The following is a 21,107-nucleotide window of genomic DNA, read 5'->3' on the forward strand; positions in this document are numbered from 1 at the left end:
GGTGTGGGTGAAAACCACAGTGGAGCTGAGTGGTCACGCATCCCTTTGTTGCTTCAATGCTTGTAAATCAAGAATGATGATCCGGCTACGATCCACTTCGAGCAAATGCTCTTTTGTAAGCTGGTTCAGAAGCCGATTCGCTGTTTCCCTTGTAGTTCCGATGGAATTGGCAAACTCCTGGTGTGTCATGGGCAGGTTGATGATAATTTGTTCGCCATGTGTCTGCCCGTGCTGCTCTGCGAGCATGAGAAGGAAGGAGAGCACACGGTTGCGTACATCCTGACCAGAGAGCACCTGCAATTTGTCCTGTAGTTCACGTATTTTGTCTCCGAGTACGCGCATAATTTTGATTGCAATCGATGGGGTACTCAGCATTAATCGTTCGAACAATCTGACAGGTATGGCCAGTAGTTCGGTAGGCGTAATCGCTTCAGCGGTAGCCGGGTAGGGGTGCGCGTTAAAAAAGCCGGTGTGTGGGAACATATCTCCTGTTTTGAGGAAAGAGACAATCTGTTCATGTCCATTCTCATCCGTTTTATAAGCTTTTACAATTCCGGTACGAATGAAAAAAACAGCTTCTTTTTCGCTACCTTCGCTAAAAATGACCGTTTTCTTGTGAATACTTCTGGAAATGGCGATATCTTCGACCTGCTTCAATTCTTCGGGGCTAAGGTCCTGGAAGATGGGGAACTGTTGTAGAAACTCCGCTGCTGAATCTTTGTTTACCCTGCTCATGAGAATCTTTCCTCTCTGTGTTCATATTTCTGAACTTCGACATCATTCAATCCTAGGAGGTTAACTGTGAAGTGAAAACCAATACGCATTCAATCGTTATCCCTCATGAACATGGCGGCTGGGCCATGGTTAGTGTACCTTTTCTGGTAGGTATGATTGCAAGTGGGCCGCAGTGGCTGCATGTGCCCTTATTTGTAGCCTGGCTTGGACTATATCTAACCGCGTATCCGTTACTGCAGTCTTTGAAAAGAAATGCCAATCGACATCGCTTATACAAGTGGTCTGCAATCTACGGTACAGTGGCGCTAATCTGTCTAATCCCACCTGTTCTGGGTCAGACCTCACTACTATTCTTTGGCCCGGTTCTGGGCGGATTGTTGCTCGTAAACATCTGGCATGTAATACACAAAGCAGAACGCTCGCTTACCAATGATCTGTGTGCCATGCTGATGTTCTCTCTAGGGGGAGCAGCTGCTTATCTCATTGGAAGCGGGCACTGGGACTTTAGAATGGCAATCGTAGTTTTGTTTTCTTTCTTACATTTTACAGGAAGTACGTTCTTTGTGAAATCGGTCTTTCGAGAGCGAACGAATAAGAGTTGGCTGATGCTAACTCGACTAGTACATATCCTTCTAATTCTCATACCGATCGTGATCGGATATCCTTGGATGTCTTTGGCATATGTCTATTCCGCCGTACGCACCTTCATATATGCAGGCAGAACACTGCGCCCTATGAAGGTTGGTATGATCGAAATTATTGGAGCCGTGCAGTTCCTGCTCTGGTCTATTCTGTTGTAATCCGCATCATTTCATCATAGCGTGATTTTTGAACACAACAGGTGATATAGATCACAACGTCACAGGATTGTTTTTGATTGCTCTGCCAAGGTTAATGGAATGATAGAACATAATTGAACTTGAGAGGGGTCGGCCCAGATGTGGACTGCATTCATGTGGGGCGGCATCTCTGCCTCAGCGGTTGTCATAGGCGCACTCGCAGCATTGTTTCTGAAGATTCCCAAACGAGTCATTGGCTGGATTATGGCTTTTGGGACAGGTACATTAATCGGGGCAGCTACCTTTGAACTACTCGGAGATGCGCTGAATGATGGAGGTATTATCCCTACAGCCATTGGATTTACGGCGGGTGCTGTCGTATATACGCTTTTTGACTTGCTCGTTTCTGCAAAGGGAGGGGCAGGGCGTAAACGCTCGGCAAAGTCGGGAGACTCGAACCAAAGCGGCCTGGGTATCTTTGCAGGCACGGTAATGGACGCTATCCCGGAATCCATCATGCTTGGAGCCAGCTTACTGGCTGGCAACGGTGTCAGTGTGGTGCTGGTGGTATCGATCTTTGTCAGCAACATTCCTGAAGGTCTGTCCAGTACGGTTGGACTACAGGGCAAGTACAGTCGTGGCAAAATCATATTAATGTGGCTGAGTGTACTATTGATCTCCGCGCTTGCAGCTCTGGGTGGGTATCTGTTTCTCGAGCAGCTACCTGAGGAGATGAGTGCAGCAATTGGTGCATTTGCAGGTGGTGGAATCATTGCCATGATCTGCTCGACGATGATGCCGGAAGCCTTTGAAGAGGGTGGGCCAATTGTGGGTTTGATTGCATCCATGGGATTGCTCGCATCGCTGTTGCTGGATCTGTAGATAAAAGAATAAGCTTCCGATGCAGCAAAGCTTTAAGGTGCACACTTCGCTTCTTCAGCTTATTTTGTCTTCTCCGTTTTTGTGTAAATATTAGTTGAATTTATATAAAAAGAGTATCCGAACAGCGTGATTTCTGATCGGATACTCTTTTTGATTATTTAACCAAAAGGAAGATATTAATGGTTGCTGGAACAGCTGCCTCCGCATCCGCAAGCTTCCTTACCTAGTTCATTGGATTCGGGCAGGCGGTTCAACTCCACCGATTTCGTGAAAAAGTGACTGATCTGCTGATGTAGCTGACTGAACTCCCGTTGAGCATAGATAAACCGACGAATGAGGCGATGATCATAGAGTGCGCGTTCTTCCTCTTCATACACCTGGATTTCAGATGCAAGCAATTCGATATTTTGCCGTTCTTTCTCCTCCAGTGCCTGATGTTTCTCCATAAATTTCTCATACTGAGTCGTAGCTTGCTCATCTGCAGCAAACTGATCAATCATGTCCCGCATCTCTTTGTAGCCTTCATCCTGTAGCAGCAGTGAACAGAGCTCCTGCATTTTGTGCATAATGATCTGTTTGTCCAATTTAACAACCGTATTCATCGCATAAACCTCCTGAAGATCTTTTCTTAACTGTATACTGTAACGCTAGGCTGCACTGTGACGATACTCACATCCAATGTGAAATATAATACTTGTCCCAAAGCTATATGAGTTGAACTAATCATTCACACGTTAGCAGCGATGGGAAGGTTATACTGTCATCGTAGTATTAGTGTAAATAATATTTAGTTCAGAACGGAACCATTTCCCTAAGCTGCTCCAATTGCAGAATAAGGATGCAGTTTCCTGTAACCTGAAGCAGTCCCTGAGTTTGCATCATGGCAAGTTTACGACTAAGTGTTTCGGGTGTGATCCCGAGTAACAGAGCCATATCTTTTTTGAAAACAGGCAAGCGGATCTCATGTTTTGCATGATTTCGGGTATGGAAATACAAAAGCAACTTGGCAATCTTCTGTTCCGTTGTCATCGCACTTAGCGAGCTGTTCCATTCATCTGTTTCACGGAGCAGCTTGGTAATGGCAAGCAGGAAATGATAAGCAAGCTTTGGATCATGTTCAAGTAATTGGTCAAAGTCATGCTTGCTGATAGAGCAGATGGCCGAAGGCTCCAGAACTTCGGCGTTCGCGACATGTGGTTTTTGGTGTAACAGGGAATCTTGTCCGAAGAAATCACCGGGAAACAGAAACCGAATAATATGTTCCTTGCCATTTTCATTGTATTTGGATAACTTCACACATCCCTGATGAACCACATAAAGCGTATCTGAGCGTTCTCCCTCCTGGACGACAACTTCGCTTTTGTTATATTTGCGGGTATGCAGAAGGGAGATCAACAAGGCAGCTTCGGATGGATCAAGATGCTGGAACAGAGATACTTTGGAGAAACAGGCATCCTTCGCTTCGTGTGTACAGATCATCGTTTAATCACCTCGAATGGTTCAGGATAGGTATAGCCATTATCTATTGTCATGTCTCAGTGAGACATCGCGGGTCCACCATGATCAGCACCATCCTTGGTCACACGCAAAACAGCGGCAGCGCCTTTGGCTACATGGTTGAACTGATGGGTTACAATCGCATAATCGCCTTCTTCGGTCACGGTGAACTCTACGACAGCTCCACCACTTGCGGGAAGCATAACCGTCTGTATTCCATACTGGATGTTGCGTGGATTTCCATCCGTATACACACGGTCCATAATGGTACCCACAACGTGGAAGGATGAGACTTCATTGGGTCCGGCATTACTGACATAGATTCGCACCGTATCTCCTACTTTGGCTAACAGGGGATGTTTTATTAATCCATAATCATTGCCGTTAAATACGACATAATCCGGTTCCCCGTTCAAAAAAGCTTCATAATCATGCTCTTTATACCATTCACTCTGGACAAGGGTATACTCACGATCAACCAAGTGATCGGAAGGGTATCCTGCTTTGGGTTCCACAATAATCATGCCGTACATCCCGTTGGCGATATGGGCAAGGACCGGTTTGGTTCCACAGTGATACATGAATACACCGGGTGAGGAGGTGGGATAAGTGAACGTGCCTTCCTCGCCTGGCATCACATCAATAAATTTGCTGCTGGGAGCAGCATGTACAGCGTGAAAATCCATGGAGTGAGGAAGGCTGGAATCTTTATTTTTCAACGTGAACACCAAGGTATCTCCCTCTGTCACTCGTAGGACGGGTCCGGGGACGGTACCATTAAATGTCCAAGCGTTGTATATCACTCCTTTGGAGATTTCGACATCTGTAACCTGGGCCGTCATTTCAATATATACCGTAGTACCTTCTCTGCGAATGATCGGGTCCACCGGGGGTTGACTGATCGCAGAGGAGGAGGAGGAGACTTCATCGTGGTGAACAGGTTTAACTGTATCGGTTGAACTACAGTGAGAGAGAGTTGCTGTGAATATAGCGAATACGAGTGACCATTTATATACATTCAGTAAGGAGAACATAGTTGCACAACCTTTACTCAAGTGATGTTTTTCACAATATAAAAAGCGGGTTTTCTTTCATTTCAGTAGTTATTTAGTTATAGATTACGTTATTGAGGTGGAGACGGGTGTGATGAGGCACACACTTGGGTATGTCGTAATAGAGGCATTTCCAACAATCTGTCTTCAATTGTTGTGCTGAGCAACGGAGTTTCATATAATTTTAGAGAGATGGATTGGTAAATGTTGAGTATTTTGACGCTGTGTATGTCGTAGTTTCAGAAGAAAGGTGGATACAGGATGAAACGTTTCGAAGATGAAGGTGCGTATAAGTATAGTTTCTATTCGGTTCTTCGACGGGGAGAGCGGATTGATGTGAAATGTCCCAAATGCGGTGGGCACGCTTCGATTGATCAACGGAATGGTCAACTCGGATGGAAGTGTTACGAATGTTACGCTCAAGCTTTTGAAGAACCAGTATATCAATATAAAGCCAAGGGGAATTGTGCTGTATGTGAACGTTGGTTTAACGTGGAAGTCACAGACGAGAAGAAGACGTCTCACCGATCGACGCATGTGGAATGTCCGCATTGTAGTTCTGTTAATCAGGTTGAATTACACGCCAAGCCGACATACCAAAGGTGTTTTTCCGAGATTTGTGCTGGGAAAGATCCTGTATTCGGGCTGGAATTATACTTCCTGGATAATTTCAGAGGAAAAATAATATGGGCTGTGAATCGGGAGCATCTGAATTATCTCATCGCTTATGTCTCCGCAGACCTGCGTGTAAAATACGGAAATATGCCTATACGAACGGCTTCACATAGTATTCCGGCATATATCAAGGATGCGAAGAACAGGGATGTGGTTGTTCGTACACTGTCGAAGCTTCAGCACAAGACTGGATGAGACTGAAATTGAAGAGTTAAAGCCGCAAGGAGAGAAGACATGAAACTACGAGTTAAACTTACTATTTTTGCAGTCATTCTGGGTATGTTGATGATTCCGGCTTATTTTATTTTACAGACATTTGGTGTATTTCAAAAAGAGACAGTATTATCTGACTATGCTCTGGCCGTTGATGTTAATGGGAAGTCCTATGGGGCTTGGCCGCTGATTAACAGTTTTGCAGCGATGGACAAAGAGGAAGATAACCGTCAGTTTTATTACCGGATTGATATGAATCATATCCAATACCTGTTTAATCTGGCTTATAAGGAGTATGATGTGAAGCCAGGCGGGGACAATCCGTATCTGGCTGGTACTGTAAACTATCAACGTACAGATCACAACTATGTACAGACCGAGAGACAGTATGAGAACGCCAATGATTTCACAACGGTTTTGAATCTGTATGATCAGGATGGGCAGGTGATCTACACCTACAATAACACCGGCAAGGGAGATAAACAGCTGGTAGAATCCATCATTCATCAGGGAATGAGCCGTAATAGTGGCGGTAGTAGCGAAGCTGCCCGCGATCCGTATATCAATATTACGGCGTTATTCCGTGACAAGCTGAACATCGATGTGAAACTGACGGTGGATGAGGAACACAAAGTGGTTACCATTCGAATGAACAAATCGGAGGCGAGATGATGAATGAGTATGGTGTACAACACGGACCTGTTTATCTGGAAGGATTAATTAGGAAGGAAGAGAACATAAAGTCCGATGAAGTGGAGTGGAAAGGCAAACTTCAAATGAGTGATGGTCATGATAAATTCCATATTTTTTATTATGGTGACTTGACTGAAGATGATCTGATTACCTGGCATGATTCGACACCTCTTCTTGTACATGCGGAGCATACGGTCACGGGTGAGCGCTATCTGCTCATTGATACCGCCAAGCACGGCTATGATGCTATGTTATGTGAGACCTATTCGGAAGACGCACTACATGACAGACCCCTTCGTCCTTACCTGGATGTTGAAGGTGAGGACATATTTGAAGTAGAGTTGACGGCTTACTACAATGTGCCTTGGGATGAAGAGTTTGGCGAAGATGTAGATGAAAATGGTGCATATGAACTGATTACGGGAGAGCGCATGCATTTTGATCAGGTCAAGCGAGATGGATATGATGCCTTTGCAATTCGCATTCTGAATCGTAAAGGAGTATGGACTGAAATTGTACAGGAAGAACTGGCTTAGATCCTGAAAACGAATGAACCAAACTGAGATGGGAGATGTCGACAAATGTATATTGTATCCCGTGTACTTAAGCCGGTTCCAGCGGAGGAACTGGATCACTTTGAACAACAGCACGCCATCTCGCTACCTTTATCATACCGTACCTGGATTGAACAATATGGGGAAGGTACATACACGGGATGGATGAATGTGCAGAGGCCAGACCCGGAAGTGTTGAAGCCTTTTGTGGATTATGATTTTTGGATACATACGGATGATTCGCCTATAAGTCAGCAGCAACTTGAGCAGTGCATCTCCATCGGCAGTTCTGTAGATGGAGATTTCCTTGCTGTTCATCCGGAAGTTGAGGGGCTGTTGTGGCTACCGCGTCATGATGAAAATATCACCTTATGGACATGCTCGGAGACTGAATTTGGCGAAACGCTGGACCGGATCTATTGTGGGTATTACCATCAGGATAAACCAATAACGCCACTTTACTTTGAGCCGTGGAATGAGCTGCGGAAACATACGTTTTACCATTTTTCAGGGACGGAACAGGGAAGCTCCATGAAGGAACTCGCCGATACATGCAAAACAGAATTTAAGTGGGATGCTGTGTTGGAGAATGAGTACATGTGCAAGATGTTCATGGTGTCGATGGGAGGATATTTACGATTTAACTATGCAGCTGGGAGAGAAGTTGCCCTGTTCTATGAAGAAAAGAATGGTGCGGAGGAGGCGACGGATAACGAAATCAGTATGTTCTTGCAGGCACATCATTGTACGGCATATGAATAGGGCTTGAGTGGAGGGAAACCTATGAGTTGGTTAAAGGAAGACATTGCGGAACAATGGCGCAATGAAGGCAAGCGTTATGCAAGGGATGTTAATGCATTTGTCCGGAGAAGTATGCAGGGAGAGCAACCGGATGAATCCGAGTTGGAGGGAGACTCCAGAAGCGGAATGAGTACTGAAGTATTCCATATGGTGAGACAGGCCAATCTCCACGGTGACTTGGAGATGCTCCGACGTGAGCTGCCAGCAGCGACGTGGCCATTGAGCGAGGCATTTCAGGCTTCCATGCAGGCTGTCAAAGTTGTAGGTTATCTGAACGAGGAAACTGTTGTATGTCATACGGGGATTTTCACGGAGAATAGTCAGATATATACGATGGATCAGCAGGGGTGGCAGTTGATCTCTCCATATACTTTTGCAGGTTGCTCATCGGTTGGACTTGACTATGCGCTTGCAGGACCGGATGGGATTCATATCATTCGTCAGCCAGATCGCAAGTTGGAAGGACAGGAGATAGCGACATATCGATGGGAAGATATTCAAGCCCGGATACAATCGGCATTACCTCGGATTGAATCACTTGCGGACTGTGAGCATCCCGAACGGACACTTGAAGGACTTATACCTATGGATGAAGGCAGAGCACTACTTATTCATTCAAGATACGGGATATATCTTGTAACGCAAGATCAGGTGACCTTGCTTCATCCCGATCTGGCAGAGATCGAAGAGTATGAGCTAGAGGATACACAGATAGATATGGGGCATGCAGCGGTATCTCGGGATGGTCGATGGATTGCCTATGGCAGCCAAGGGAGCAATCATATGGTGATGGAGCGTCGGCTGAACAAGACATACTCCCTCTATCCAGAATCGAGCTACCCTCATTATGCAGCATTCACCAGTGATAACCAGAACGTCTGGTTTAACGCATGTCATTTCTATAACGGGGTCACGATACAGGTCCCGCTGGAATCAATCGCAGGCAACGAAACGAAGGAAGATTGGCCAGTGATGGATGAGAATGCACGTGTGTATGCAGCAGCGGAAATAGAGGCGGGCATGGTGCTTGGGGATGCATATGGTTATCTGTATTGTGTGAATAACAAGGGAGAGGAAGTATGGCGCCATTTTGTAGGTAGTACGATCTATTCTCTCGCCGTATCACCAGAGCAGTCCAAGCTGGCAGTTGGTACATATGGTGGCATGCTGCATGTGCTTGATCTTCGTTCCAAAGAAATGGACGAGTACGGGATCGGTACAGGCACTCTTCGTGAGTTGGAGCGGTATGTGTTGTGGCGTGGAGAAGAACCTCTTCGCTGGTAAGGTCGTATTACAACCTGCAAAGGGGTGAAGGGATGGAACGTGAAGAGGCTGTAACGTTATTAAAATGTCACTCCTTTTCTTATGATGATCTGAGTCATCCCAAGATGGAGAACGGTTTTATTGGCAGTCTGCGGCCTTTCCGTGGACATTTGATTAAGGAGAATTTTCATGAGTTGATTGAGATACTGCGTGTTCTGGCGTCCGAACTTGCACGGCCTTCACTGGATCGGGAAGTCATGGCATGTCTATGGGGAATTACTCATATGGCCCGTGCTTGGGCCGTTGAACCCGAAGGCATGCTTCGCAGCAACAACCTCATTTCCGACGAACAGGTGACATTGATGGAACAATGGCTTAATTTGTTATCTTACGCAGTCATGATTCTAATTGAAGGCGGCGGAGAGGAAGAAGCGTTTTGGGAATATCATCAGTATCTACAAGAAGAGAAGAACTGAGTTAGGGGAGGTGTGGTGAGATTGGAGCCGAATGTATCATTAAACGTGCTAATGGACGAGCTGAATCACTTGTTAGATGAGAGAATACAGGATCAAGAGATTCGGCAATTGTTTGAAGAATATCAACAGCGGGAAGGTGCATCCGAGGAAAGTCTGGATCTATTCGAAAAGGAGTATGGCGTCCGGCTGCCTGGCGATTTTCGTGCCTTTTACCAAAGGAAAGACGGCAGTGGCTACGGGTTGCATGTGCTGTACTCGGGTGATGCCGAGACGGGCAGATGTACACCCTTTTATCTGATGTCATTGGAAGAGATTCGAGAGACCAAACAATACTTCTGTGAAGTGGATGAGAAGCTTGAAGAGTATTATTCTGCCGAAGAGATCAGCCAGCTGGACCCGGAGATCAAACCATACCTTTTCCATAAACCATGGATTCCTTTTGCAACAATTGCAGGTGGTTCACTGTATCTGATGCTCGATTTTGATCCAACGGCGGAAGGCACGTATGGGCAGATTATTATGTACGTGCACGATCCGGACTTTGTTTATTACCTTACACCTACCTTCACGGATCTCCTCAGCATGTCGAACCGTAATCTGAAGATGATGGATGAGATCACCTATTAAAATCCTGCACGATTAGACAATTCCTTCAATAATAAAGAAGCTGCCGAAGCAGCTCCTTTATCTGAACAAGTACTTTGAATGAGTCTAATGATTACCACTGGAAGAAACGATGTCCGTGAAATCCTCCGCCTGGAGGTCCTCCGTGTCCACCTGGACCACCCGGCCCGCCTCCATGAGGTCCGCCTGGATAGCCACCTCCTGGGAAATGACCAGGGTGTCCACCGGGGTAACCACCGCCGGGATATCCACCATGCCACCAAGGACCACCGATCGGATATGGTAGTGGAACAGGAACGATGGGCGGGTATGGATAGGGATAAGGGTAAGGATACGGTGGGGGTGACGGATAATAAGGGTAAGGATAACCCGCAGATTGCGGGGATGAAACTGAACCAGGGCCGTATGCCATGTAATAAGCCTCCAATGACTGGATTGATGATATCAGCCTATGCCACAGTGGTTTCAGATGATACAGCAGATTGAAGATTGATGAATAATGAGTAATGAGGGGGAACATATGGTAGCCGTAGCTTTTCACACTGATCCAAGAGGAACGGCCTATGAACTGTTGATTGACGAATTGATCGAGAAGACAGACCGGTTTATGCTGGTTGATAGAAAGTATGTTGAGGAAGCTACACCTGAAAGAGTTACTACAGTGTTACGGAGATTGGATCCGTATTTGATTGAGAGCAGTACGATGGAAGAAATGATGATGAAAAGTGGCGCCATGTATTCAGAGGGGATTTATTACATATATCGTTGCACGCCGGAATCAGGGCAGATCCTCAAGGAGGAAGCCAACCGCTTTCATGACTGGTTATATCCCTCAATGCCAGATGATCTTTGTTTTTTGAACGAGGATGGAAGTGACTACTTCTACACTGTTGCTCATGAGAATATGTATGGCATGCATATTACACAAGAAGAAGCAATTGAGCTAATGGAGCGAATCACTGGGTTATTTTTTAGATTAGATCTGCATCAGGACATTCATTGTTTACTGGACGACGCGATTAGACATCAGACGGATGTGCTGAATATTAGTTCACATTACTTGAAAGAGATTCCGGAACGTATTCGGGAATTAAAGCACTTGAAACGTTTGACAATTTTTGAGCAGGATGTTTATACGCTTCCTCCAGCCCTTTTCGAACTGACATCATTGGAAGAATTGGAGATCATGACGGCGGATTTGGAAGGTATTCACCAAGACATTGGAAAATTGAAACAACTTCGAGAGCTTAGAATTTATTGCGGCAGTTCTTATCATGTTCCGACCGGATGGAAGCCAAAGGAGAAGTCGGATCTTGGTCTGAAACATATTCCAGCCGAGATTGGTGAATTGAGCGAACTCGTAACTCTGGATATAGGGTACTCGGGTATTTGTGAGCTTCCGCCTGAACTGGAGAAATTAAAGAAACTACGTTATTTGAGTGTAACTGATGGTTTGATCGAGGGAATGCCAGAGATGGTCAAGCGAATGAGTTGGCTTCAGAGTGTAAATTTGAACAGTACTCCATTAGGGATTAGTTGTGATGACATCTCCGACGAAGCAGAACTTTAATAGCCAATGAGCCCTGCTCTCGGGATGTCCGAGTCAGGGATATTTGTTATGCGATGAGAACTTGGCGGAAATGGGCTCACGTATCTGGGCGCTGGGCATAAGCTGGCATATAGGTTATGACCTAAACCGAGAGCGAAGGGCAGGCGTTTTATTTTGGCAACCTCATACATGGATTACACTTTACCAACCACCGAATTTACTTACGATTTGAGCAATAACCCGTTATTCAAGAAGGATGAGAACAACTATATTAACGCTCTTTCCATCAAGCAGTTAAACACACTGGGCAATGTTTCTTTACTGGATATTTTCCTCAACACGGGCAATGTGGTTGAACCACATACGCATCAGAATGCAACGGAGTTGGTATACTGCATCAGCGGTGCGGCAGTTGTTTCCCTCATTAATCCATTTACCAACGAGCTTCTTCATTTCCCGATTACTCCGGGGCAGGTGGCTAACGTTCCTCAAGGCTGGTGGCACTATGAAGTGGCCACTGCAGATCACACGCACTTACTCGCAATCTTTGATGCACCGGTTCCTGAAGCGATATTTGGCTCAGACACCTTACGTCTTACACCTGCAAAACTTTTGGCTTATACGTACTGTCTGGATGAGAAAAAAGTTCAAGAAGCACTTGCTCCCATTCAAAAAACAGTGATTATTGGCCCGCCGGCAGATTGCCAGCCTTCAACTGCTCCTGCCTCTAACGGTGCTCCAAATGTGAATCATCAGCCTTACGTAATGCCTAATGTACAGCCAAACATACAACCCAATGTACAACCAAACATGCAACCCAACTCACAGCCGAACAACCAACCAAACATGCAACCTTACGTAAACCGTCTTCCGTACTGGGGCACTTGGGTTGATCCACGTATTATTCATGAGCCGGGCTGTCCGTATTATAGAGAGCTCCCTGTGAATACGAATAATCAAGAGGAAAGATGACGGTCATGAGGCGAGGTTTATCTAATACACATAAGTATTTCAGTTAAATTAGGTATAACAAAAGAAGCGTCCGCAAAGGAACGCTTCTTTTGTTGATTAAAGGTGTCTTCAAACCTGCTGAAAGCCGATGCATACCTGAACGTGTCCGGAGCATGGAGTGCTAACGAATCGTAGGCGTCTTAATCAAGGATTTAAGGCGTGCCCAAAAATCTAAAGAATCTGAGACACGTTATATCAGAATAAACAGCCGTATGAAGTGTTTTTATCGGGGATTTTGGGAAATAACGAGTCTGAGGTTCCTTACAATTTTAACTGAGGACCTAGAGGCCAAATAAGATGTCCTGAGTTCCTAAGAAAATTTTCAACCCATTCCCCAGAGACCGCAGGATAGTACTTCAAGACTTTTTAGGCGCGACATCCATCATCGATAGCTTGCCTGAGATTGAAGAAAACCTACATAAGTTCAACTAAACATTTACACGATAGCGGAGAGGGCAGAAATAACTTGAAGAAGCGGAGCGTTCGCCTAAAAGCTTTCTAAAAGAAAGCTACATCGAAAGCATACGCTATCACCGGATTTTCTCTATGAAAAAATGGAATAAAAAAATCTGGGGATAACAGCGAACGTAAAGTTATTCTGCCATCGGAGTGCCAGTGTAAATATATTCATTAGTTGAACTTATATATGATTTAATTTACGATGTGTAATTTCGTCCCAAGCCAAGCTCCGTTAATAATTGACGATAAGCAATCGAAGTACGGTCTGCGGGAATATGGGCCTCGGCATGCAGATCTAGGGGCAGATCCTCCGGTTTCTGTGACTCGACCATCTCGCGGTCTTCTTCAAATACCTGCAAGTTGAACTTGATAGTGTCTTCAATCGGAGCGTCTTTGTCAAAGTTGCGTGTAATTGGACAGAATAGACGTGTATAACGGGCAGAGATCGGCGAAGCACAATTTAGAATGTTCAGCTTGTCGTCTCCTGGGAAATGTACCGTAAGAGAAGCCGCAAAAGGTGGGAACACTCGAAACTCGCGCAGCCATTGGAAACCTTCAGGTGCAACAAGATCTTGTTCTTTGCCATAGTTACTTACCGTACTCCAATACTCGGCCAGTAACTCATTACCTTCGCGTTTCACTTTGTATTGGGGGACTTCTGTGTTGTTTCGGTCACCAAACGTCTCGGTATGCACATAGGCAAAATGGGATACATTCAGGAATCCCTCCATTTGTCGTCCAGAGGAACCAGCAATGTCAAAGTTGGGTGGCAAAATATTGATATAATCCGGATCATCCCATCCAGGGAAGGAGGGGATCTGTTCTTCTGCTCCTGCCAGTGTAGTCCATATTAAGCCATAACGTTCGACTGCCGGGTACACGATAAGTTTGAGCTTAGGCGAGATCTTGGAGCTTGGGTGCGCAGGTACTGCGGTACATTTACCTTCACAATTATAACGGAAACCGTGATAAGGGCAGACAATCTCGCCATTTTCTACCCAGCCTTTGCTCAGTGGAGCCCCGCGGTGAAAACAAAGATCCTTGGCTACCACAACTTGATCATTACTGCGGTAGAGAACCAGCTTCACATCGAGTAATTGAGCAGCCAGGGGTTTGTCTGTTACTTCGGTTGCTTGGGCTACCGGGTACCAATATTGGGATAATACATGCCAGTCTTCAGCAGTGAACGTACACCCTCTAGGTAATTCAGAAGTCATTGTATGGTTTGCGTTGGAAGTTATCATAGGAAACACTCCTTGCTGATATGGATAAACGATTCTCTTTTTTAATGTCAGAAAAGTTAACTTCATTAGCCGTATGTTACTACTCTTTTGGTCAAAATATCAATATATCCAACCTGCTTTTGGTTAAAATCACAAACACTACAGCAAAAAACGTACATGAACACGGAAAAACGTGGATTTTTCTTACGTTAGATGTTAATTGTAGAAAAGAGAACAACCTTTCAGTATGTTTTTCCATTACTGATTATTGACTCCATGGAGGTTGTCCTGCCATCAGAATCTCAGTGTGAATATCCGTTTGTTGAGCAACCATTCTTGTGGGCTTAAAAAGATTTTCGCAAAGAATGTCACAGATCTCGGCCGTCATTTGTCTACAGTATGTAAACCAAATGACGGAGGCGAATGAAAAATGAATTTAAGAACGAATTACAGAGTAGCGAATCCAGGCGCATTTAAAGCGATGATGGCAATGGAGCAATATATTTCTGGGCAATTTGAAAATAAAGTATTGTATGAGCTGTTAAAAATCCGAGTGTCCCAAATTAATGGCTGCGCCTTTTGTCTTGATATGCATGCCAAAGATCTGATGAAACTGGGAGATTATGCGGATCATATTTTATTGCTGAGTGTATGGCGTGAAGTGCCTTTCTTCACGGATCAAGAACGTGTTATGCTGGAGCTGGCTGAGGCGGTGACCCGAATCTCGGAACATGGTGTACCCCTTGCGTTGTACGATAAGGTCCGTGAACATTTCAGTGAATCCGAACTGGTGGATCTGATCCTAGCCATTAACACGATTAATAACTGGAACCGGATTGCGATCACAACTGGGATGTATCCGGGTTGCTTTAACTAAAACTACACGCACCATGCCAGAGGAGGCTTCTTATGAATTCTAATTTCCACGCCAATGAGCCAGAAGTGTCTTCTCTGGATGTTGGTGAGTTGTATATTCGTTATAAAAAATATGCATTTTCAATAGCTTACCGCATGCTGGGCAGTGTGGCAGAAGCTGAAGATATTGTGCAGGATTGTTTTGCGGGGATTCAGAGCACGTCTGCTCAGGATATTCGTAATCCCAAATCCTACATCGCCAAATTGGTTGTGAATCGAAGTTTGAATCTGCTAAATTCCGCCCGTAATCAGCGGGAAAGTTATGTTGGTGAGTGGCTGCCAGAGCCGATGGGTGACAGTGAAGAGGCGAACATGCCAGAGGAAACGATGGAGAAAAAAGAGTTGATCTCCTACGCCTATCTGGTCATGTTGGAGCGTCTATCGCCCATGGAGAGGGCTGTTTTTGTCCTTCGTGAAGCGTTCCGATATGATTATTCCGAAATAGCGGATTGGCTGGGCAAAACGGAGAGTAACTGCCGTCAAATCTTTAGCCGCGCCAGACGAAATCTGCCCGAAAGACTTCCGCCGATCGAGCAGAGTGATGCGGATATGATAGCCAAAGGTGAATTGCTGAGCCGTTTTACAACGGCATTCCTTCGTTATGACGTCTCTGCCATGCTGGAGTTACTGGCAGATCAGCCTGTATTTACAGCAGATGGCGGTGGCGTTGTGCATACGGTTATGAGAACAATGAACGTTCACAAAGGTGTGCTTGCACTCCTGACCTCACGGCGAGTCCTTACGCGCTTGCGTGAAAGGGAATGGGTACCGATGTGGATCAATGGCGAACTTCAACTCGCGTTGATGAAAGAAGGGCAGTTGTCCGAGGTACTATGTTTGGAGTTGGACGCTTCTGGAGAGCGGATTGAGGGCGTGTATCTCATCGTAAATCCGAATAAACTTACATCAATAGACACTTCAACTCTTTGATCCAAACGTAAGGACTTGATATGTAAACTTCAAAGCGGCACCCTCTGTCTCGAGGACTGCCGCTTTTTTGGCGTTCACATTTTGTTATTCAGCATCCGATTATTCACGGGCAAATTGTTGTTGAACAGGTTCAATGATTGCTCTGACTTCAGGTGTAAGCTCATTATTGTTCTGATTGAGAACCAGTAAAATCTTTTCCATAGTGTCCAGAAGAACACTCTCCGTATTGGGCTCCCGCTTAGCCAAAGCTTTCTCGTAAGCCTTTTTCACCTCAGGGTCCATGGTGCGGATTTCTTCATCCGTGTACCAATCATAAGCAGGCGTGTTGTCACTTCCGTAAAACAGATAATCCACAAATAACCCTTGCTTCACTGCTGATGTGCGATTGGAATTCGGGAAGTTGTTCAAAAAGGCTTCTTTCTCCAATGCACGCTGGATTAATTCGTTCCAAGAGATGATAATGCCACCATCTGAAGTTGTCATTTGGTTGGACTCGGTAGCCATAATATTAATGTACGCAGCAATATCAGCCTTAACAAAAGGTTTGAACTTTTGATATATCTCATAATTGATGATGGGGTAATACAAGCCTTCACTGGTTTCCAGTTTGAACCCGAGATCAGATGCTTCCTGCAGAAGTTTCTTCGCTGTCGGATCTTTAATTTCTTTGAGCAGACGACTATATGTAAGCTTCTGTTCGTAACCAAGTTGTTCATGGGCTTGAGATATGGCCTGTTGAAATTGTTCCGTATACATTTGGTAGTCCATATTAGCCAATTTCACGTTCTGCATGTTCTCCAGTTGCAACGTCATTAGTGTGGCCTGCCAAGGGTCGACTTTATCGATATGATTCATCAGGTATTTACGCGCTTTAACCAGACTTTCTGTGGACTTCACTGCTTCTGTTCGATAGGTTTGGAACTGATGATACACCGCTTTGGAAGCGGGGACAGGTGCAGCTAGTGTTGTTGAAGGTGTGAGTGTTGTGCCAATGGCAGTACAGCCGAGAGCCATAGCCAGTAAACCAAGTTTAGCAGGTTGCTTCCATCTCATTTGTATACCTCCCCATAATGAAGAAAAAGCCATTTGAATTCTCGTATAACGCATTTCACCCTATTTTATATGTATGATCCGTAAGTTGAATATGTACGGGTTTGTCTTTGATTAAACCAGTTTCTGGTAAGCGAATCAAGTGTCTTCAGTAGGAAAATGATTACAAATAATGAAAGAACAGCCCCTATAACCCGAAAGGGTTGAAGAGACTGTTCTGGGGAATCGGACTTTATTTTCTAATTAATGAAGTGGTTTATTGTTAATAGGCATCTGAGGTGCTCCGTTTGCTGGAATGTATGCCTGAAGCATCTGTTGTGTATCACTTGGAGTGAGTTGAGGTACTTGATAATAGGCGTTTTTATTCTGGAACATGAAAATTTCATAGGCCATCTCGATAAAATGCTGGATCTGTGAAGCGATGACTCGGCGAACCGTCCCATTTGTGATCTCGCTACAGGACATGCCGAGCAGACTCGCATGTGACTTGATCAGTCCCAGCATATGACCGCTAATCCCGGCATCCTTTACATCGGCCAAGCTCTGGTTTGGCTTTTTCGGTGCTGATGGCTTAAGGCCATATACCGGTGGTACCATGTTGGGGATCATATAGGTAGCTGTCTCTTGATGAGGCTTCTGTCCGGATGCAAAACACTCTGCTGTCAGATTGTACTGGGATAATATGAAATTGTACTGCCGGTCGAGAATGCCAATCAGTTCCTGGCTCTGCACAAATGTACGAAAGATCATATATTGATCCAGGACGTTAATGGTGGAGGACAGAATCTCATGTACATCGAACATCTCATGGCCGCCATGATTCATGTTAGGGGTGACATTTGGATTGGTGTTCAATGTAGGTTGTACTACATTCTGAGGGTTCATGGAATTTGGATTCATTGTAAATTTGATTCTCCTTTGGTAAATGGTATGATTCTATATAAGTTGAACGAAAGAATATTTACACTTGCCACTCCGATGACAGAACAACCTTCCGATCGCTGTTTTCCCCAGATTTTTAATTCAATTTTACAAAGGTGAAAATCCGGTGATAAGCTTATGCTTCCGAAGTAGCTTTCTTGTAGAAAGCTTTTAGCGAACGCTTCACTTCTTCAGGTTCTTTCTGTCCTCTACGTTCTCGTGCAAATGTATAGTTCAACTTCTATAGTATGCTTGGAAAGTAGTAAACTTATGTAAAGTGTTAGGAGTATATGCACAAATAGGAACAGGTATGGTGGTTAAGGATGGAAGAGACCGATTGGGGTGTAGCAAAGGATTTGTTCGTCAAACATTACGGGAGCGCTATACAGATGCATCGAGAAGGCGTGTATGCCGACTATAAGCGATGGGACGTACCCCAAGAGTTAGAGGAACAATGGATAGGGGAGCGAATTCAACAATTAAGTTCCGAGCTGTCTATCATGAATTGGGATGCGGTGGATGAACTTGCGTTGATTGCCAAACATCGAACAGAACCAAGTATAATTAAGGCTATTACAGCATTTGCTTCAAGACAATTGAAGAGTGCGGACAGTATGGTTCGTCTCGTGTATGCTGAACGTCTGATTGAGCTGATCAAACGGTATGAATCCTCTCTGCCGATGGACAAGTTACGGGAAACCTATCAACTGACGATGGATTTGCTGGTTGATGTGGCGACTAAACCGCTGGTGCTTGATCCGGGGCATGAATTACAGCAGTATGGATTAAAGGATAAGCGAGGATTGAATTTGCGAGTTGAAAAGAATAAGGAAGAAATCATCCGATATTTTCGAAACTAATTGAATTTTACCAAGTGAGGTCAGAATCATTGAGAAAACTGAATTATATTCGCATATTTATTTTCCTTAGTGTGGTCACAATAGTAACGCTTGGCTTGTACTATGTAGCCGCAGATTGGCTGGATCAGCGTTATTTCCGCTTCCTGATCTGGAATCTGTTCTTGGGCTGGATTCCTTTTGTGTTCTCTTATGCAGCCTATCTTCTAAGTGATGTGAAATGGAAAGGTGCCGCATGGCTTGCAGTTGCAAGTGGTCTGCTGTGGTTGTTATTTTTCCCGAACTCTTCTTACATTGTTACGGATCTGGTTCATCTGACAGCGAGAAGTTCCCGGTATTATGGTGGGAACGGGGTGGACTACACGTATTGGTACGACTTAAGTGTTCTATTAATGTTTGTCTGGACTGGTCTTCTGCTTGGATTCCTGTCGATGTATCAGCTTCAGGAAGTGATCTATCACCGAATTGGACGCTGGGCATCCTGGATCTTTGTACTGGTTGGCAGTGCTTTGGGAAGTTACGGGGTATTGCTTGGACGTGTATATCGACTGAATAGCTGGGATGCACTGACGAATCGCGAGACGCTAATTGAACTGATGCACGAAAGTGTAAGCCGTCCGTCTCTGGCGTTTTGCCTGTTTTTTGGCACGTTTATCACTACAATCTATGCCACATTGTATTATCTGATCAATACGAGGGCTCCCCGTGAAAAGAAGAAGAGTGCAGGAAGTCCCAACTCGGACCTGCAAGCGTTACGCTAACTCATGTTTTTCTTAAGGCCGAACTCATTAGATCTAATCTTAATGTATATTACTTAAAGGGCTGTTCCAGGTCATACACATGGCTATTGGAACAGCCCTTTAACATTGGATCGAGCGGAGGATGTTCTGAAGAAAAATACCTCTACTTATCAAAGATTAGCTCAAGGATTGTTTTCACAACCAGTTCAGGTTCATCGTGAATAATCATATGACCACTGCGGGTGGCCACAATGAGCTGACTATCCTTCGATATATTCAACATGTTCCGTTGCCCCGATTGCCATATGGATTCGAGCTTCTGCGCAATGTCAACCGGAATCCCTGCACTAACATAGTCTTGAGGACGTCCGCGTGCAATGATACGTACAGGGATTGATCCAAGACTTTGGCCACGAATGGCATCTTCTGTTGAATGGGCGTGGAGGGCTTCTTCTTCTTTGGCGTGAAAATATGAAGGGGTAGCAATCACATTAACAAAAGTATCCCGATCTTGCTTGGCAACCAGACCATCAAGCATAAAGTCTGGAAATAATCTGAAAGCTCCAGATACCTTCAGTAAAGATAACAAGGACGCAGACGGGTTTCCCTGAAACTGAGCCTGTTCCAACAAAGCCTTTGTGTTCCGTTCATCATCCTCAGGTCGCGCATCAATGAGGACAAGGCTCTGAACCTCATTTGAATAGGTCTGTGCAAAGAGTCTAGCATACATACCCCCAAGAGAATGACCTACCATAACGTAAGGGCCGCGTATGTTCTCCTTCTCCAGAGCAGCATGTAAATCTTTGACGATATTTGCACCTGTACGTTCTGTAGGTGCAGATTCACTCCAGGCATATCCTGCGCGATCATACGTGACCACCGTTGCATGCTGGGCTAGTTCCACAGGAATGTCTCTCCACGACAAACTGGTTTCACCACTTCCAGCCTCCATAAGTATGGTCGGTGAACCATTGCCTTGTTTATGAATGTGTAGTTGGTAACCGCCGACTTGAACGAGTGTACCTGGAGGTGGAAAGTCCTTTTTGGCCTGCGACGAAGCAAACCGCTCATAGAGGAATGCGGCACCTATCAGTAGTAGCATTGTGCAGAATAACCTTACTATGAAGGTGAAAACTCTGAAATTCTTTCGTGTTGAGGCTGGGGTAGTTGTATGCATGATCTTATGAATTCCTCTCCTACAGCTGTTT

At 45.0% G+C, this 21,107-nt stretch carries 24 protein-coding genes; 15 read left to right on the top strand and 9 right to left on the bottom strand.

Going from position 1 to position 21,107, the window contains the following annotated elements:
* Positions 1-33 precede the first annotated feature (33 nt).
* Positions 34-735 (bottom strand): Crp/Fnr family transcriptional regulator, encoded by a 702-nt coding sequence (locus MHI01_RS00205; RefSeq protein ID WP_253501240.1) that lies wholly within the window; start codon positions 733-735, stop codon positions 34-36.
* Between the two features lie 71 nt (positions 736-806).
* Here MHI01_RS00205 and MHI01_RS00210 point away from each other — a divergent pair, with 71 nt between their 5' ends.
* Both MHI01_RS00210 and MHI01_RS00215 read left to right on the top strand, forming a co-directional pair.
* Positions 807-1,535: a YwiC-like family protein gene (locus tag MHI01_RS00210; RefSeq protein WP_340982226.1), complete on the top strand. Its 729-nt coding sequence runs from the start codon at positions 807-809 to the stop codon at positions 1,533-1,535.
* A gap of 138 nt (positions 1,536-1,673) precedes the next feature.
* Complete coding sequence (locus MHI01_RS00215; RefSeq protein ID WP_253501237.1) at positions 1,674-2,396, top strand: ZIP family metal transporter; 723 nt, start codon at positions 1,674-1,676, stop codon at positions 2,394-2,396.
* Positions 2,397-2,572: 176 nt separating this feature from the next.
* On the opposite strand, the gene MHI01_RS00220 is transcribed toward MHI01_RS00215, so the two are convergent.
* From MHI01_RS00220 to MHI01_RS00230, 3 genes are all read right to left on the bottom strand, one after another.
* Positions 2,573-2,998: a YlbF family regulator gene (locus tag MHI01_RS00220; protein WP_253501234.1), complete on the bottom strand. Its 426-nt coding sequence runs from the start codon at positions 2,996-2,998 to the stop codon at positions 2,573-2,575.
* 190 nt (positions 2,999-3,188) lie between these two features.
* A complete protein-coding gene (locus MHI01_RS00225; RefSeq protein ID WP_253501231.1) occupies positions 3,189-3,875 on the bottom strand; it encodes a Crp/Fnr family transcriptional regulator in 687 nt (228 codons plus the stop codon).
* 56 nt (positions 3,876-3,931) lie between these two features.
* Positions 3,932-4,927, bottom strand: a complete 996-nt coding sequence (locus MHI01_RS00230) for a multicopper oxidase domain-containing protein (protein WP_253501228.1) — start codon at positions 4,925-4,927, stop codon at positions 3,932-3,934.
* A 279-nt stretch (positions 4,928-5,206) separates the two neighbouring features.
* On the opposite strand from MHI01_RS00230, the gene MHI01_RS00235 reads away from it, so the two are divergent.
* Genes MHI01_RS00235 through MHI01_RS00265 form a run of 7 tightly spaced genes read left to right on the top strand, consistent with a single transcriptional unit; the run spans position 5,207 to position 10,247 of the window.
* Entirely contained in the window at positions 5,207-5,815 is a 609-nt protein-coding gene (locus MHI01_RS00235) for a hypothetical protein (protein WP_282320967.1), read from the top strand.
* A 39-nt stretch (positions 5,816-5,854) separates the two neighbouring features.
* Positions 5,855-6,505: a hypothetical protein gene (locus MHI01_RS00240; RefSeq protein WP_036672890.1), complete on the top strand. Its 651-nt coding sequence runs from the start codon at positions 5,855-5,857 to the stop codon at positions 6,503-6,505.
* A complete protein-coding gene (locus MHI01_RS00245) occupies positions 6,505-7,062 on the top strand; it encodes a hypothetical protein (RefSeq protein ID WP_340982227.1) in 558 nt (185 codons plus the stop codon). The genes MHI01_RS00240 and MHI01_RS00245 overlap by 1 nt, the downstream gene beginning before the upstream one ends.
* Positions 7,063-7,107: 45 nt before the next feature.
* Entirely contained in the window at positions 7,108-7,842 is a 735-nt protein-coding gene (locus MHI01_RS00250; RefSeq protein WP_339283143.1) for an SMI1/KNR4 family protein, read from the top strand.
* Positions 7,843-7,863: 21 nt separating this feature from the next.
* Complete coding sequence (locus tag MHI01_RS00255; RefSeq protein WP_340982228.1) at positions 7,864-9,165, top strand: hypothetical protein; 1,302 nt, start codon at positions 7,864-7,866, stop codon at positions 9,163-9,165.
* A gap of 32 nt (positions 9,166-9,197) precedes the next feature.
* The gene (locus tag MHI01_RS00260; RefSeq protein WP_340982229.1) at positions 9,198-9,620 is read left to right on the top strand and encodes a hypothetical protein; all 423 of its coding nucleotides are present in this window, start codon (positions 9,198-9,200) and stop codon (positions 9,618-9,620) included.
* Positions 9,621-9,641: 21 nt separating this feature from the next.
* Positions 9,642-10,247: an SMI1/KNR4 family protein gene (locus MHI01_RS00265; RefSeq protein WP_340982230.1), complete on the top strand. Its 606-nt coding sequence runs from the start codon at positions 9,642-9,644 to the stop codon at positions 10,245-10,247.
* 91 nt (positions 10,248-10,338) lie between these two features.
* On the opposite strand, the gene MHI01_RS00270 is transcribed toward MHI01_RS00265, so the two are convergent.
* On the bottom strand, positions 10,339-10,656 hold the full coding sequence (locus MHI01_RS00270) for a hypothetical protein (protein ID WP_076328451.1): 318 nt from the start codon (positions 10,654-10,656) through the stop codon (positions 10,339-10,341).
* Between the two features lie 87 nt (positions 10,657-10,743).
* Here MHI01_RS00270 and MHI01_RS00275 point away from each other — a divergent pair, with 87 nt between their 5' ends.
* Together MHI01_RS00275 and MHI01_RS00280 are read left to right on the top strand one after the other, a co-directional pair.
* The gene (locus MHI01_RS00275; protein ID WP_340982231.1) at positions 10,744-11,814 is read left to right on the top strand and encodes a leucine-rich repeat domain-containing protein; all 1,071 of its coding nucleotides are present in this window, start codon (positions 10,744-10,746) and stop codon (positions 11,812-11,814) included.
* A 168-nt stretch (positions 11,815-11,982) separates the two neighbouring features.
* Entirely contained in the window at positions 11,983-12,765 is a 783-nt protein-coding gene (locus MHI01_RS00280; RefSeq protein WP_405157442.1) for a cupin domain-containing protein, read from the top strand.
* Positions 12,766-13,460: 695 nt separating this feature from the next.
* Here MHI01_RS00280 and MHI01_RS00285 read toward each other — a convergent pair.
* Positions 13,461-14,507, bottom strand: a complete 1,047-nt coding sequence (locus MHI01_RS00285) for an aromatic ring-hydroxylating dioxygenase subunit alpha (RefSeq protein WP_340982233.1) — start codon at positions 14,505-14,507, stop codon at positions 13,461-13,463.
* 409 nt (positions 14,508-14,916) lie between these two features.
* Here MHI01_RS00285 and MHI01_RS00290 point away from each other — a divergent pair, with 409 nt between their 5' ends.
* Both MHI01_RS00290 and MHI01_RS00295 read left to right on the top strand, forming a co-directional pair.
* Positions 14,917-15,363, top strand: coding sequence for a carboxymuconolactone decarboxylase family protein (locus MHI01_RS00290; RefSeq protein ID WP_036613386.1), 447 nt, complete (start codon positions 14,917-14,919; stop codon positions 15,361-15,363).
* 32 nt (positions 15,364-15,395) lie between these two features.
* Positions 15,396-16,331 carry a sigma-70 family RNA polymerase sigma factor gene (locus tag MHI01_RS00295; protein ID WP_340982234.1) on the top strand — a complete coding sequence of 312 codons (936 nt, stop codon included), beginning with the start codon at positions 15,396-15,398 and terminating at the stop codon, positions 16,329-16,331.
* A 99-nt stretch (positions 16,332-16,430) separates the two neighbouring features.
* Here MHI01_RS00295 and MHI01_RS00300 read toward each other — a convergent pair whose 3' ends face one another.
* Entirely contained in the window at positions 16,431-17,384 is a 954-nt protein-coding gene (locus MHI01_RS00300) for a hypothetical protein (RefSeq protein ID WP_340982235.1), read from the bottom strand.
* 240 nt (positions 17,385-17,624) lie between these two features.
* On the bottom strand, positions 17,625-18,266 hold the full coding sequence (locus MHI01_RS00305) for a spore coat protein (protein ID WP_405159401.1): 642 nt from the start codon (positions 18,264-18,266) through the stop codon (positions 17,625-17,627).
* A 359-nt stretch (positions 18,267-18,625) separates the two neighbouring features.
* On the opposite strand from MHI01_RS00305, the gene MHI01_RS00310 reads away from it, so the two are divergent.
* Positions 18,626-19,162 carry a hypothetical protein gene (locus MHI01_RS00310; protein ID WP_076250069.1) on the top strand — a complete coding sequence of 179 codons (537 nt, stop codon included), beginning with the start codon at positions 18,626-18,628 and terminating at the stop codon, positions 19,160-19,162.
* 29 nt (positions 19,163-19,191) lie between these two features.
* Positions 19,192-19,920, top strand: coding sequence for a DUF1361 domain-containing protein (locus MHI01_RS00315; RefSeq protein ID WP_315372723.1), 729 nt, complete (start codon positions 19,192-19,194; stop codon positions 19,918-19,920).
* Positions 19,921-20,062: 142 nt separating this feature from the next.
* On the opposite strand, the gene MHI01_RS00320 is transcribed toward MHI01_RS00315, so the two are convergent.
* Positions 20,063-21,001, bottom strand: coding sequence for an alpha/beta fold hydrolase (locus MHI01_RS00320; protein ID WP_315372724.1), 939 nt, complete (start codon positions 20,999-21,001; stop codon positions 20,063-20,065).
* Positions 21,002-21,107: the final 106 nt, after the last annotated feature.

It is taken from the genome of Paenibacillus sp. FSL M7-0656, from assembly GCF_038003225.1.
Taxonomy (GTDB): Bacteria; Bacillota; Bacilli; order Paenibacillales; family Paenibacillaceae; genus Paenibacillus; species Paenibacillus amylolyticus.